Annotated in this window: 11 protein-coding genes; 4 read left to right on the top strand and 7 right to left on the bottom strand. The window is 66.2% G+C overall.

All coding sequences use genetic code 11. The features are described from left to right. The first annotated feature begins 13 nt into the window (after positions 1-13). On the top strand, positions 14-721 hold the full coding sequence (locus Q2T94_RS11605; protein WP_302264471.1) for an IclR family transcriptional regulator: 708 nt from the start codon (positions 14-16) through the stop codon (positions 719-721). Positions 722-875: 154 nt separating this feature from the next. Next, positions 876-2,600: a bifunctional 3-(3-hydroxy-phenyl)propionate/3-hydroxycinnamic acid hydroxylase MhpA gene (mhpA, locus tag Q2T94_RS11600; RefSeq protein WP_302264469.1), complete on the top strand. Its 1,725-nt coding sequence runs from the start codon at positions 876-878 to the stop codon at positions 2,598-2,600. Between the two features lie 376 nt (positions 2,601-2,976). Here mhpA and bioB read toward each other — a convergent pair whose 3' ends face one another. From bioB to Q2T94_RS11570, 5 genes are all read right to left on the bottom strand, one after another. Continuing rightward, positions 2,977-4,203 carry a biotin synthase BioB gene (bioB, locus tag Q2T94_RS11590; protein WP_302264467.1) on the bottom strand — a complete coding sequence of 409 codons (1,227 nt, stop codon included), beginning with the start codon at positions 4,201-4,203 and terminating at the stop codon, positions 2,977-2,979. A 241-nt stretch (positions 4,204-4,444) separates the two neighbouring features. Continuing rightward, positions 4,445-5,647, bottom strand: coding sequence for an MBL fold metallo-hydrolase (locus tag Q2T94_RS11585; RefSeq protein ID WP_302264466.1), 1,203 nt, complete (start codon positions 5,645-5,647; stop codon positions 4,445-4,447). Between the two features lie 175 nt (positions 5,648-5,822). Continuing rightward, positions 5,823-6,752 carry a dioxygenase family protein gene (locus Q2T94_RS11580; protein ID WP_302264464.1) on the bottom strand — a complete coding sequence of 310 codons (930 nt, stop codon included), beginning with the start codon at positions 6,750-6,752 and terminating at the stop codon, positions 5,823-5,825. A 126-nt stretch (positions 6,753-6,878) separates the two neighbouring features. After that, positions 6,879-8,474, bottom strand: coding sequence for a 4-hydroxyphenylacetate 3-hydroxylase family protein (locus Q2T94_RS11575; RefSeq protein WP_302264463.1), 1,596 nt, complete (start codon positions 8,472-8,474; stop codon positions 6,879-6,881). Between the two features lie 44 nt (positions 8,475-8,518). Next, complete coding sequence (locus Q2T94_RS11570; protein WP_264270112.1) at positions 8,519-9,106, bottom strand: flavin reductase family protein; 588 nt, start codon at positions 9,104-9,106, stop codon at positions 8,519-8,521. A 243-nt stretch (positions 9,107-9,349) separates the two neighbouring features. Here Q2T94_RS11570 and Q2T94_RS11565 point away from each other — a divergent pair, with 243 nt between their 5' ends. Together Q2T94_RS11565 and Q2T94_RS11560 are read left to right on the top strand one after the other, a co-directional pair. Further along, the gene (locus Q2T94_RS11565) at positions 9,350-11,677 is read left to right on the top strand and encodes an ATP-binding protein (RefSeq protein ID WP_302264461.1); all 2,328 of its coding nucleotides are present in this window, start codon (positions 9,350-9,352) and stop codon (positions 11,675-11,677) included. A 655-nt stretch (positions 11,678-12,332) separates the two neighbouring features. Further along, positions 12,333-12,833 carry a DUF805 domain-containing protein gene (locus Q2T94_RS11560; RefSeq protein WP_302264459.1) on the top strand — a complete coding sequence of 167 codons (501 nt, stop codon included), beginning with the start codon at positions 12,333-12,335 and terminating at the stop codon, positions 12,831-12,833. A 79-nt stretch (positions 12,834-12,912) separates the two neighbouring features. On the opposite strand, the gene Q2T94_RS11555 is transcribed toward Q2T94_RS11560, so the two are convergent. Further along, entirely contained in the window at positions 12,913-13,251 is a 339-nt protein-coding gene (locus tag Q2T94_RS11555; RefSeq protein WP_302264458.1) for a non-heme iron oxygenase ferredoxin subunit, read from the bottom strand. A 208-nt stretch (positions 13,252-13,459) separates the two neighbouring features. Continuing rightward, on the bottom strand, positions 13,460-13,663 hold the full coding sequence (locus Q2T94_RS11550; RefSeq protein WP_302264456.1) for a hypothetical protein: 204 nt from the start codon (positions 13,661-13,663) through the stop codon (positions 13,460-13,462). Positions 13,664-13,711: the final 48 nt, after the last annotated feature.

Here is a 13,711-nt window from a genome sequence, read left to right as displayed (position 1 = left end):
CATGATCAAGAACGTGAACGAGCCAACAACCGCGCCCTCTTCCTCCGCGTCCCGAACCGCGGGATCCCAGACCCTGGCCAGAGGGCTCGAGGTGTTGCGCCTGGTGGCGGGCACCCCGGCAGGGCTGGGCATCAACGAGGTCGCCGAGCATACCGGCATCCACCGCACCGGTGCCTACCGGCTACTCAACACGCTCTGCGACGCCCAGCTGCTCCACCGCGGTGCGGACGGCCGCTTCCGCGGCGCGGCGGGGTTACTCTCCCTCTCCGCCTCGTCCTACCACTCGTTGATTGCTGCAGCCGAACCGGTGCTGCGCCGCTACGCCGACGAGCTCGGAGCCACCCTGGCCCTGATCGTGCGCGAAGGTGACGAAGCCATCGCCCTGCGGGTCACCGCCCCGACCTCCGGCACCTACCATGTGTCCTTCGCCGAGGCCTCGCGGCATCCGCTGGACCTCGGGGCCGCAGGCCACGCGATCCTGGCCAGCGAGCCAGCGAGCCCCGGAGAGGATCCCCGCGTCAGCGCCGCCCGCGCCTCCGGCTACGCGCAGACCTTCGGCGAGGTGGAGCCCGGCATGCACGGCCTGGCCGTGCCGCTGGATGCCGGCATCTGCGGCGTCCCGGCCTGCCTGAACCTGATCACGGTGCGCCGGGAACAAGCGGAGGCTGCCGTCACCGTGCTGCAGCAGGCGGCCCGCGCGCTCGAGGCCGCACTGGTCTGAGGCAGGCCTCCGCGTGAACGCCCGACGAATTTCGTGCCAACTGGCGGCACACCGGCTTTGACGTGAATCACAAGGACTGGTGAACTGGGACTCAGCAGTTGTGCAGATAACGAATACTTTGTGCACTATTTACACACGGAAAGTTGATGTGGCCATGAACAGCATCCCCTCCAGCGAAGTCCTGATCATCGGAGCCGGCCCCGCCGGCCTCATGCTCGCCAACATCCTGGGGATGTACGGCCGAAGCGTCACGGTCCTCGAGGCCCGAGACGAACTCATCGACTACCCGCGCGGCGTGGGCCTTGACGACGAATCGCTGCGCACCATCCAGACCGTGGGCCTGGTGGACACCGTGCTGCCGCACACCGCACCGCAGCACATCATGCGGCTGGTCAACGGCTCCGGCAAGACCATCATGATCAACAACCCGCAGACCCGGGAATTCGGCTGGGACCGCAAGCACGCCTTCATCCAGCCCGAGGTCGACAAGGCCCTGTACGCGGGCCTGGCCCAGTACCCCAACATCAATGTGCACTTCGGCCACCTGGTCGAGGACGTCATCGAGGACGCCGCCGGCGTCACCGCCATTGCCCGCGTGACCAATGCCGATGGAACCGAAACCGAGCACCGCTTTTCCGCGCAGTACCTGGTGGGTTGCGAGGGCGGCAAGTCCCCGACGCGCAAGCGCATGGGCGTGAGCTTCGAGGGCGACTCCCCCTCCACCCGCTGGCTGGTCGTCGATGTCGACAACGACCCATTGGGCACCCCCAACGTCTTTCTCGGGGCGGACCCCAAGCGCCCGTATGTCTCCATCGGCCTGCCCCACGCCGTCCGCCGCTGGGAGTTTATGCTCCACGACCACGAGGACGAATCGGTGGTCACCTCCAAGGAGTGGGTCGCAGAGATGCTCAAGGACCACGTCCCGGACCCGCACAACCTGTCCTACATCCGCCGCCGCGTCTTCACCCACCACGGCCGCGTTGCCGGTTCCTTCCGCAAGGGCCGCCAGCTGATCGCCGGGGACGCGGCGCACCTGATGCCGGTGTGGATGGGCCAGGGCTGGAACTCGGGTATGCGCGATGCCACCAACCTGGGCTGGAAGCTCACCAGCGTGCTGACCGGAACCGCAGGCGAGGACATCCTGGACACCTACACCTCCGAGCGCAAGGACCACGCCAAGGCCATGGTCGATTTGTCCATGACCCTGGGCTCGGTCATCAAGATCACCAACCCGTTGGCCGTCGCCGCCCGCGACGCCGCTTCCTCGGTGCTCAACCTCTTCCCCTCGGCCAAGAGCTACTTCTCCGACATGCGCTTCAAGCCGATGCCTCGCTACACCTCCGGCGTGCTGGCCGATCCCACCACCCAGGCCTCCGGCACGGCCGCCGCGAAGCTCACCAGCAAGCTGATCCCGGTCAAGACCGCGAACAGGAAGATCTCCCCGGTCGGCGTGCAGTTCCCGCAGCCGCGCGTGAACTCGCAGCTCGGTGAGAACCTGCTGCTCGATGACGTCATCGGCAACTGGTGGACCGTGCTGGTGTGGGGCAACGACCCCAAGGACGTGCTCCCCGCCCACTCAGTCAAGGCGCTCGAGGCCCTCGGCGCGAAGCTCGTGGCCTTGGTTCCCGAAACCCAGCGTGAATGGGCCCAGGAACACATGAGCGAGGACGTATTGGTGCTGGGAGACCACACCGGCGCGGTGAAGAAGTGGTTCGACGAGCGCCCGACCCCGATGATCTTCCTTCGCCCGGACCGCTTCGTCGCTGGTGCCTGCCTGCACCAGCACGGGCCTGCCACGCTGCAGGCGATCCTTGATTCCATGGGAAGCGCAGCCGATCATTCCCCGTCCAAGGCGCAGGACTCGGCCCTGGCAGTGTAGCTTCGGCGCCCCAACAAACAACAACGACAGGGGCCAGCCGACGGCCAGGAACACGTGGGCCAGTTCGCCCGGTGCCATGGCCACCAGTCGTTCGGCCAGCTCGACGGCAGGGGCGTGAGTGAGCCCGCCGAACATGACGTGGCTGAACCGGTCGATCTGCGCGTGGTTCCGGTAGCCGTGCACCATCGACCACCAGGAGGCCATGCCGTCGATGACCTCGTGGGTGCCTTATTCGTCGGCCAGTGTCAGCCGCACGCCAGCTGCCCCGGTGACCGCGTAGTGCGCCCCGGCGTCCAGGGAGGCATAGGGGTGCCAGAGCAGCCGGAGTCCCGTGCGAGCAATCTGTCCTGCTGGGTCAGCTGGGGTGCTGCGGCACTCATGCGTTGGGGCTTTCCGGCGTGCCGGCACCGCGTCGGCGCAGCACGGGCTCGCCCGGACCACCCATCGGGCCGCAACCCTGAGTGGCGCCGCCGCAACCGCTGCCGCCCACCGTGCCGCAGGCCGAGGCCTCAACGGGTGCAGGTGTGGCATCGGGACGGTGGCGCGAGCGGGCTGCAAGTTCGGCCGGATCGATGTCCTCCTGGCCCAGCACCACGTATCCGGCGTCGGAGATCATTTCCAAATCGCGCCGCGCGTCCTGGCCCTCGGAGGTGAGGTAGTCGCCGAGGAAGAGCGAGTTGGCAACGGCCAGCGCGGTGGACTGCAGGGAGCGCAGGTGCATTTCGCGCCCGCCGGCCATCCGCAGCTCGGTCGCGGGGCAGGCCATGCGGACCAGCGCCAGGATGCGCAGGCAGGCCATCGGGGTCAGGTGCCAGGTGCCTGCCAGCGGTGTGCCGTCGAAGGGCATCAGGAAGTTGACAGGGATCGAGTCGGCATCCAGCTCACGCAGGGCGAAGACGGCCTCGACAACCTGTTCCGGGCTCTCCCCCATCCCCACGATGAGTCCCGAGCACGACGAAAGTCCGGCGTCCTTGGCAGCCCCGACGGTATCCACGCGCTCCTGGTAGGTGTGGGTCGAGCAAATCTCCGGGTAGAGGGACTCGGCGGTGTTCAGGTTGTGGTTGTAGGCATCGGTGCCGGCCTCGCGCAGCCTTTGGGCTTGGCCCACCTTGAGAATGCCCAGGCAGGCACAGACCTCCACCCGCGGATGCTCCTCCTTGATCTGTTCGATCATGGTTGCCACCCGGTCCACGTCCCTGTTGCTGGGGCCCTTGCCGGAGGCGACCATGCAGACGCGGGATGCGCCGCCGGCGATTCCAAGCCCTGCCTGGTGCACCGCTTCATCGGGCTTGAGCCAGGTGTACTTGAGGATTTCGGCCTTGGAACCCAAACGCTGGGAGCAGTAAGTGCAGTCCTCGGGGCAGAGTCCCGACTTGAGGTTCACCAGGTAGTTGACCTTGACGGTGTTGGCGAAGTGCGCCCGGCGCAGGGTGCCTGCGGCAGCCACCAGCTCCAGGGTCTGGGCATCCGGGGTGTCGAGGATAGCCAGGGCCTCGGCTGCGGTGATCCGGTGGCCGGCGGCCACGCGTGCCGCGAGGCCTGCGAACCCTGCGGATTCGTTGCCGGGCTGGTGGGAGTTGCCGATTGTTTGGGTCACGGTCATGGCGGGGGCCTTCCGGTATGGCGCTGTGCGCGGTTCCATTGCCGGTGCGCGAATGAAAGGAACCCGCAACGATCAACTGAACACTGTTCAATAGGTTCGGAACATACCGTAACCCAAATCTTGAACGGTGTTCAATTCCTGCAAGGCGTCCACACCGCTTCTAGCATGAATACGGAAACACGGGAGCGGGGCGGAACCGGTCATCGGTTCCGCCCCGCCGCTGTGCAGCGCCGGCCGCAGGTTATGTCGGCTGGCCCACCCCGATGACGTCAAGGTCGTGGCCAATGACCAGGCGCCCGTCAAAGCCTTCCCCGCACCGCGCCCAGACCTCGTCCGGACGATTTCCGGGAACCAAGTGCGAGAGCACCAGAGTTCCGACTCCGGCATCCTGGGCCACCGCGCCCACGTCCTCGATCAGCGTGTGCGAGCGGATCAGATGCTGGTATAGGCCTTCCTGCGCGTCGCTGCGCGGCTGCGGGAAGAGGGATTCGGGCCAGGTCTTGTCGATGACCTCGTGCACCAGCACATCGGCACCCCGGGCCAGAGTGATGATGTTCGGCGTCAGCCCGGTGTCCCCGGAGAAGACCACCGAACCGTCGGCGGTGTCGAAGCGGTAGGCCAATGCGGGGAAGACCGGCGCATGGTTGACCAGGATCGCCGACACCGTGACGTACTCGTCTTGGAAGAACACGAAGGGCTCCATGACCGGGCACGGATCGGTGTTCGGGTTCTTCAGGTATTTCTTCGGAACCGGCACATCGAAGGCTTCCCAGAGTTCCTCCGGGCGCGGCTTGCGGTTGTCGAAGAGCCGGTCGTTGAAGTCGGTGGCGAAGGCCTGGACCAGCAGGTCAGTCATCTCCTTCGTGCCCGGGGTGGGGTTCTTGGGGTTGATCGGCTTGGGTGCCTTGCCCTCGCCGAAGAGCTCGGGCACCTCGCCCCGGTTGCCCGGGCCCCAGATCGGCACCTTGCTTTCCACATTCTGCAGCCCGTTGAAGATTCCTTCGCTGAGGATGTTGTTCAGGTCCACCACGTGGTCGGAGTGCAAGTGGGTCAGGAAGATCCCGCCCAGCACGTCCAGCGGCCCGTCCATGTCGGAATCGAAGTTAGGGCCGAGCCTCGCCTTCCGCAGCTGGCCCATGACACCGTGGCCCGCGTCAATGATGTAGTACCGATCACCCACGACGAGTGCCGAGGAGATGCCCTCGCGGGTTCCACCGGGCCAGTACGGGGGCCCGCCGGAGGTTCCCAGCAATACCAACCGGGTCCGGTGGCTGCCGGCCGGCGCGGGGCCGTATTGCCGGGCCCCGCCGGGTCCGGGTTCGGCGGCCTGTGCCTGGCCCGACACTGCGCCGATGCCCAGGGCCGCGGCCCCGAGCCCGAAGCTGGCCAACATTGTTCGTCGTGCAACGCCCGCGGCAGCGGCCTTGCCCATGATTTCGCACATGGCGATCCTTCCGTTCGATGTCGCTGCGAGTGATGCCCTGTGGCTTTTCGCGGCTTGGTTCTGGAATGCCTGCCCGTCGCCGGCTTCGCCGGGCGCAGACTGGCCGGTGCCCGGTGGCGGGCAGGCCGGGTTCGACCGGGGCACGGGGCACCCCGGCCGCCGGGGGCCTGCGGCCCTACGCTTCTCCGGGGGCCAGGACGATGTCGAAGCGGGTCCGGGCCCACGCGGCGGTGCCGAGGTCGCGTCCGTCGGGCGCGGGGGTGCCGGCGGGCTGCTCGATGAACCCCTTGATGAGCGAGTCCTTGACGCCGAAGACCGAATCCCCGATCTCCAGCTGCGGGTCCCCCTCGACGAAGATGTGGGTGACCAGGGTGCGCAGGCCCGGGGCGGTGACCATGAAGTGCAGGTGCGCCGCGCGGACCGGGGAGCGTCCGACGGATTCGAGCATCTTCCCGACCGGCCCGTCGTGCGGGATCGGGTAGGGGGTCGGGGTCAGGCCCCAGAAGGCGTAGTTCCCCTGCGCGTCGGAGTGGAGGTGGCCGCGCCCCGCGATGCGCGCATCGGCGTACTGGACGTCGTAGAAGCCGCCCTCGTCCGCTTCCCAGACCTCGATCCGCGCGTTGGGGACGGGGGTGCCGGCGGCGTCGGTGACGGTGCCCTCGAACCAACAGGGCTGGCCGGCGGCCCCGCCGGCGATGTCCCCGCCGATCGGGATCCCAGGGCCGTCCTCGACGAAGAACGGGCCAAACACCGTGGCCTCTGTCGCGTTCCCCTGTGCCTCGTTGTTCACCGCGATGGTCTGCATGGAGGCGCCGAGCACGTCGGAAAGCAGGACGAATTCCTGGCGCTTGTCGTCGGTGATGTGACCGGCGGCGGTGAGGAACCCGATGGCGGCCTCCCATTCGGCCTCGGTGAGCCGCACGTCGCGGATGAAGGCGTGCAGGTGACGGGTCAGCGATTGCATCAGCTGCTTGAGCCGGGGGTCGGTGCAGGTTTCGAAGGAGGCCAGCACCCGCGCGGTGAGGTCCTCCTCCACGCGTCGCTGCTGCCCTCCGACCGGCTCCCCGGACTCGTTGCCGGCCTTTCCGGCCGCGGTGTGGTTCATGGAAGTCTCCTGGGGAAAATCGTTTGGCGAGGCCCCGCCAAGGGCCGCGGCGCCTCAGGGCGGGGCCGGACCACATGGTCCAGACCCGCCCAGGCCTGCGGGCATCGGGCCCGGCCGGTTGCCGTGTTAGCGACCGCGCTTCATGTAGGCGTTCACATCGTCGCTGTTGAACAGGTCCGGAACTGTCCAGCCATCCAAGTTGTATTCGCCCATGCACTGTTCGACCATGCCGTTCATCATGCCTGCGGTGCCCGTCTGCTTGGCGTGCATGAGCATCTCGACGCGCACGTTCTCATGGTTGCCCGAGTAGTTGCGTTCGTACAGCTCGTGGCGGCCGCCGAACTCGGAGCCGATCGCGTCCCAGAGCAGCTTCATCAGCTTCACGCGGTCCACCGCCTGCACCCCGTTGGAGCCGCGCACGTACTTGTCCAGGTAGGGGCGGATCTCCAGGTTCTGGAAGTCCAGCGCACCGCTGGGCAGGTAGATCAAGCCCGAGGCCACGTCCTGTTCGATGATCTCCTTGACGCGCGGATACCCTTGGGCCATGAACATGCGGTAGGCCAGGCCGTATTCCATCTTCGGCAGCACCGAGCCGTTCGGGCCCTTGTCCGGGTTGAGCATCATCCCGTCGACCAGTCCCCAGAACAGGTTGCGCCAGCCGATGACCTCGCCGGCCCGCGCCTGCACGCCGCGGAAATCCTGCGTGCCGGTGATCTCCAGGGCCTTGAGCAGCAGTCCGGCAATGAAGTCCAGCTTCACGGCCAGGCGGATGCAGCCCTGGAAGGTGAAGCGCTGGATGAAGCCGGTCTGCGGCATGAAGCCGTTGATCTGCTCCGGGTCCCCGTAGGCGAAGATGTTCTCCCACGGCACCAGCACCTTGTCGAACACGAACACCGCGTCGTTCTCGTCCATTCGCGAGGACAGCGGGTAGTCGAACGGGGTGCCGGTCACCGCGGCGTTTTGCGCATAGGAGGTGCGCGAGATCAGCTTCACGCCCGGGGCATCCATTGGCACGGTGCAGATCAGCGCGTATTCCTTCTTCTTGATCGGCAGCCCGTAGTGCGAGATGAAGTTGAAGTTGGTGATGGCCGAACCGGTGGCCACGACCTTTGCGCCGGAAACGATCACGCCGTTGTCGGTCTCCTTCTCCACCTTCATGAAGACGTCGGCCACTTCGTCCGGCGGCAGGTGTCGGTCCACCGGCGGGTTGATGATCGCGTGGTTCCAGTACAGGACCTTCTCCTGCGATTCCTTGTACCAGCGCAGCGCATTCTCCTGGTACGGCGAGTAGAACTCCGGCATGGAACCCAGGGTCCCCAGGAAGGCAGCCTTGTAGTCCGGCGAGCGCCCGAGCCAGCCGTAGCTCATCCGGGCCCAGGTTTCGATGGCGGTACGCGATTCCTTAAGGTCCTCCACGGACTTCGGCACCTTGAAGAACGGGTGGGTCATGCCGCCGGAACCGGTGTCGGTCGGGGAAAGGAGCTTGCCGGAGGTGGCCGGGTCGTGGAACCCGTCGTACAGGCGGGCAGCCATGCGGACCGAGTTGCGGAAGGCCGGATGGGTGGTCACGTCATCGACGCGCTCGCCGTGAATGTAGACCTCGCGGCCGTCGCGCAACGACTCGATGTATTCGTCGCCGGTCATCGGCAACTTGGGGTTGGCGGGGGTGGTCCGCTCGGACATGTCCGCAACGGCCTTTTCGGTGTCTGGTGCCTGGGTCATGCTGCTCAGCTCCTTTGCTGGGTGTGGGTAGGAGGAAGGAATTCTCAGAAGGCGTTGAAGTCGGTGCTGCCCTCGAACCATCCGGAGGCCATGCTGTCTCCGCACAGGGCCCAGGGAGCACCGCCCACGTGCTCGCCGATCTCCCGGAACTTGCCCGAGAAGAAACACAACGGTTCCAGTTCGTCGTCGCTGCGCAGAGCGATGACCCTGCCGATGACGATCAGGTGGTCCCCGCCGTCGTAGATGGCCCAGGGCTCGCATTCCAGGGTCGCGCTGTTGCCCTCGAGCACCGGGATGCCCTCGGCATCCGGCCGCCAGGCCACCTCTCCCTTCATCGGTTTGCCGGCGAAGTTCAAGCAGGTGTCCAATTGGCCCGAGGACATGATGTTGATGGCGAACGGGGAGTCCTCGAGGAGCCCGGAGATCTTGTTCCCGCGAATCAAGGTGACCTGGGCCAGCGGCGGATCCAGTGACACGGCGGTGAACGCGTTGACCGTTGCCCCGTGCGGGACGCCGTCCGGGGTGCGGCAGGTGACCACGGTGACGCCGGTGGCGAACTTGCCGAAGGCATTGCGCAGCTGGCGCGGATCGATGTCCGGCAGCTGGCCGGTCGGGGCTGGTTGCTGGCTCATGGCTCGCTCCTTGGTTCCGTGGTTTCGGTTTGATCGATGCACACCAGCTTGGACCGGATCGTTGACCGGCACATGGGTAGAACCACCCCCTCCGATACCCGTATTGTGTCCTGCGTCATAGAACATCAGGCCCGTGGTGAGAGACTTGGAGCCGAACGAAACGGCTTCGGCATGCTTGGAACCTTCCCGAAGCCCACCGCGCACGGTGGAAACCCGTGGCAGCAGACTGGAGAAAAACAGCCGATGACTAGGCAACCAATCGATTCCCGATTCACCACGGGCAGACTTTCGGTGACTTCCTTCATCGGCCGTCGGCACGAAATGGCGCAGGTCAAGGCATTGATGTCCACGTCCCGCCTGGTCACCCTGACGGGCGCGGGAGGCGTGGGCAAGTCGCGGATGGCGGGGGAAATTACCCAGCAAGCCCGCCGGGCCTACCGGGACGGGGTCGGGGTCGTCGAGCTGGCCTCGCTGACCAAGACGGCATCCATCGCCCCCGTGGTGGCGGCCGCACTGGACGTTTCGGACCAGTCGCAGCGTCCCGCCCTGGACCGGCTGGCCGATCATCTGCGGGACAAGGAAATGCTGCTGGTGCTGGACAACTGCGAACACCTGCTCGATGAAGTCAGCGTGCTGGTCAACAGGATCCTGGGACAGGCGCCCGGCGTGCGCATCCTTGCCACCAGCCGCGAACCGGTGGGCATCACGGGAGAAACCCTGTACGCCATTCCCCCCATGTCGACCCCGGCAGCCGATGAACCGGTGAGGGTCGAGCAGCTGGAAAGCTTCGAGGCCGTCGCATTGTTCGTGGCCCGGGCACGCAACGTTGTGCCGGGCTTTGCCCTGGATGCGGACAACGCGTCCGTCGTGGCCCAGCTGTGCACCCAGCTCGATGGCATGCCGCTGGCCATCGAGCTGGCCACCACCCGCCTGCGTTCCCTGTCGGCGACCCAACTGCTGGAGCGCGTTGACCGGCGTTTCCAGCTGCTCAACCGCGGCGACCGTGCCGCCCTACCGCGGCAGCAGACGCTGCGGGCGCTCGTCGACTGGAGCTACGAGTTGTGCTCCGAATCCGAGCAGCTTTTTTGGCGCAGGCTCTCGGTGTTCCCCGGCAGCTTCGACATGGAGGCGGCCGAAGCGGTGTGCGGATTCGGTGAACTTCCCGCCGGCGACGTGCTCGACCTGCTGGACGCGCTGGTCGCCAAGTCAATCCTCTCGGTCCGCCGCGACGGAGAGGTGCTGCGGTACCACCAGCTGGTCACCATCCGCGAGTACGGGCAGGAGCTGCTGTCCAACCCGGAGGAGGTGAAGGTCCTGCGCACGCGACACCTCCGGCATTACGAGGAACGCTGCGACACGATGGTCCGAAACTGGTGCGGTCCGCACCAGAGCCGCTTTCTGCAAGACGCGCGGGTCGACCGGGCCAACCTGACCGCCGCCATGGAATGGGCGCTGGAGGCTCCGGGCGAACACGCAACCGCCGCCCGGATGGCATCCCTGCTGCGCTACCAGTGGGTCTCGGGGAATTTCATCCCGGAAGGTCGTGCGCTGCTGGATCGGGTCCTGGCCGAGCGCCCGGATGCGAACCACCTCGACTACGCGTCGGCCATGTGGGTTGCCGCCTGGGTCAGCCTGATCCAGGGCGACCACGACACGGGGGCAGGCTACGCGCGCCAATGCCTTCGGATGGCCCGGGAGCTGGACGATCCGTCGCTCGAGGCGCACGCCGAACACTGGCTCGCACTGCACCGCCTGTTCAGCGGGGACCTGGCCGGTGCCATCGAACTGTACCAAAAGGTCAGTGCAGCACATTCAGCCCGTGGCGACACCGCGGCCAGGTTGACGGCGCTCTTTCAACTGGGCATGGCCCAGGCCCTGGACAATCGCCTCGAAGCGGCGCTGGAAACCTGCCAACAGGTCATCGAAATCGCCTCCTCCCACGGTGAACTCTGGAACCGGGCCTACGCCTACTGGATCCGCGGGATCAGTTACTGGAGGCTGGGCGAGTTTGCCTCGGCCACCGATGCTGTCACCGAAGCACTGCGCATCCAGCGCGACACCTTCCAGGACGGGGTGTGCGTGGCGCTGAGCCTCGAGGCGCTGCACTGGATCACCGTGTCCACGGGCAACCATGTGCGGGCCGCCGAACTGGCCCATGCCGTTGCATCGGTTTGGTCCGAGCTTGGAATCACCGTCGCATCGTTCGGTCCGCACATGCACGAAGCTTCCGAGTCAAGCAACGCGCGCATGCGCCGGGCCCTTGGCCGGCGCGGCGCTTCCCCGGCCAGCGAAGCTCCCCGGATGTCGAAGACCCAGGCCATCGATTGTGCGCTCGGCGTGACCGCCGGGCCGGCGAAGAATGGAACCATGCAAAACCCCCTGACCAAGAAGGAAATGCAGGTCGCGGGTTTTGTCGCCCAGGGGCTGACCAACCGCCTTATTGCACAGCAGCTGGTCATTTCCCCGCGCACCGTTGACGGCCACGTCGAACGCATCCTGGCCAAGCTCGGCTTCAGCACCCGCTCCCAGATCGCCGCATGGGCGACAGCATTGGGCCAACCACCTGGCTAGGACCACCCGATCGTCCATCGGCGAACATCCCCTGCGCCACCGCCGCGGCCGCCGTCTTTTCTCGTCCGGGCGTGGGTCAGACGGCTCGGGTTCCTGGGTACAGCAGCAGCTCCCCGTCCTTGACCTCATCTTGTGGGTGTGGGCGCCCACGGTCGCCGGCAGGCACAGCGCCGCGCCGGACATGAGGCAGAACTTGGCGGCGTGCACCGGGCACTCGAACTCGGTGCACGGCGCCCCGAGACGAGCCCTGAACACTGTTCAGTGATTTCCGGAATACCGTACACCCAATTCTTGAACACCCCTCAATTCGACGGCGTTTCGTTTGTATCGACTTTTGCCATACCCTCGTCGGCCGGGCATGTGCCCGGCTGCGAGTGAGAGGCGGGGGCGGCACGCGAGGTCCACGAGCGGACCTTGGATTCTCCGAGCCCAGCCCTCCGGGGACTTGCACCCCGGCCGCGCAAGCACGGCCGGCCGCGCACCGATTTCGCGAGCGGCTCGGCCGCTCGAGCCGCCACCGAATACGACGGCTGGTGCTCGGTGCAGGCCATCGGCGCCGGCGCGGCGGGCCCTGCAACAGGGGCGCGTCCAGCTGGGCAACGTACCGCGTGTCACGTAAGCTCGAACTGATCACTTCAATGGAGGAAAACGAATCATGTCATACCCTGGTTACCCCACCGAGAACCCCTACGCCACCCCAACCGAGAACAGCCTGGAACTGCCCCGCTACGGAGCAAAGTTCGGCGAGGCCATCCAGCGCTTCTTCAAGAAGTACGCGACCTTCAGCGGCCGGGCCAGCCGCAGCGAATACTGGTGGGTCGCCCTGTTCAGCGTCATTGTCTCGATCGTTGCACAAATCATCACGACGGTCGGCGGCATTTCCACTGCGGATCCAGCCACCGGGGATCCCGGCATGGGAGCGATGGCGGGAACGGTGATTACGATTCTCTTCGGCTTGGCCACCCTGGTCCCGAGCATCGCCATCTCGGTCCGCCGCCTGCACGACGGCAACTTCAGCGGGTGGCTGTACCTGCTCATCCTCATCCCGATCCTCGGCGCGCTGGCCATCATCGTTCTGATGCTGCTGCCGTCCAACCCGGCAGGCGCGCGCTTCGACAAGGTGCAGGCCTGGCCGACGACCCAGCCGACCGCATAGTCGCCAGAGACCACAAGGCGGCGGCCGCTCCAGCTTATTGGCTGGAGCGGCCGCCGCCTTTTCTCATCCGGGGCGTGGGTCAGACTGCCGGGGTTTCAGGGTAGAGCAACAGCTCGCCGTCCTTGACCTCGATCTTGTGGGTGCGGGCGCCCACGGTAGCTGGAAGGCAAAGCGCCGCACCCGACTTGAGGCAGAACTTGGCCGCGTGAACCGGGCACTCCACCTCGGTGCCTTCGATCCAGCCGTCGGCCAGCGAGGCGGTCTCGTGCGTGCATTCGTCATTGATGGCGTAGAAGTTGCCGTCCTCGGCATGGAACACGGCAATGTCTTCCTTAGTCCCGTTGTCCTCGGACGGAATGACGATCGCTTCGCCTTCGTCGATGCTGTCGATGGAACCGATGTTGATGGCTTCGCTCATGAAGGTGCCTCCTTGGATCTCCCGCCACCGCCGCAAGAACCGCGAGGGAGGGTGGGAATACGAAAATCGTGTCCTTCCATCATCTCTTAGCATTTACCCCGCTCCCAACGGGCGGAAGCCCCTGGGTCCGATTCGGTCCACTATTCCTCCTCATTGACTGTCTCGACGACCCGAAGGGCACGTTGGGCACCGCCGGGCACATCAGCGCCTACAGCAGCCTCACCTTCAAGGCGCCGAAGCCGAGGCCGGACTGAAGCTCAAAGCGTCCGGCCTTGATACACCCTGGTCGATGGTTGCCCGCCAGGACGGCAGCATCCTGGACTCCGAGCGCGACACCGCCAGGATCATGGCGCTTGGCCCAGAAGGCAAGCTGACGGAATTGGTCCACCTGCCCCAGGTGGTTCCCGGTCACCCAGCGCCCTGGCCATTGCGGAGGACGTTGCGTATGTGGCGTGTCTGC

The sequence above is a fragment of the Paeniglutamicibacter sulfureus genome (assembly GCF_030512175.1).
In the GTDB taxonomy this organism is placed as follows: Bacteria; Actinomycetota; Actinomycetes; order Actinomycetales; family Micrococcaceae; genus Paeniglutamicibacter; species Paeniglutamicibacter sulfureus.
The sequence above is the reverse complement of the archived record's forward strand: the minus strand, read 5'-3'. Positions and strand labels throughout refer to the sequence as shown.

What these genes read in the sequence shown, in the direction of transcription:
- Q2T94_RS11575 (WP_302264463.1), bottom strand. Translation starts at nt 8,474, where the DNA reads ATGACCCAGGCACCAGACACCGAAAAGGCCGTTGCGGACATGTCCGAG.
- Q2T94_RS11565 (WP_302264461.1), top strand. Translation starts at nt 9,350, where the DNA reads ATGACTAGGCAACCAATCGATTCCCGATTCACCACGGGCAGACTTTCG.
- Q2T94_RS11555 (WP_302264458.1), bottom strand. Translation starts at nt 13,251, where the DNA reads ATGAGCGAAGCCATCAACATCGGTTCCATCGACAGCATCGACGAAGGC.
- bioB (WP_302264467.1), bottom strand. Translation starts at nt 4,203, where the DNA reads ATGACCGTGACCCAAACAATCGGCAACTCCCACCAGCCCGGCAACGAA.
- Q2T94_RS11580 (WP_302264464.1), bottom strand. Translation starts at nt 6,752, where the DNA reads ATGAACCACACCGCGGCCGGAAAGGCCGGCAACGAGTCCGGGGAGCCG.
- Q2T94_RS11585 (WP_302264466.1), bottom strand. Translation starts at nt 5,647, where the DNA reads ATGTGCGAAATCATGGGCAAGGCCGCTGCCGCGGGCGTTGCACGACGA.
- mhpA (WP_302264469.1), top strand. Translation starts at nt 876, where the DNA reads ATGAACAGCATCCCCTCCAGCGAAGTCCTGATCATCGGAGCCGGCCCC.
- Q2T94_RS11570 (WP_264270112.1), bottom strand. Translation starts at nt 9,106, where the DNA reads ATGAGCCAGCAACCAGCCCCGACCGGCCAGCTGCCGGACATCGATCCG.
- Q2T94_RS11560 (WP_302264459.1), top strand. Translation starts at nt 12,333, where the DNA reads ATGTCATACCCTGGTTACCCCACCGAGAACCCCTACGCCACCCCAACC.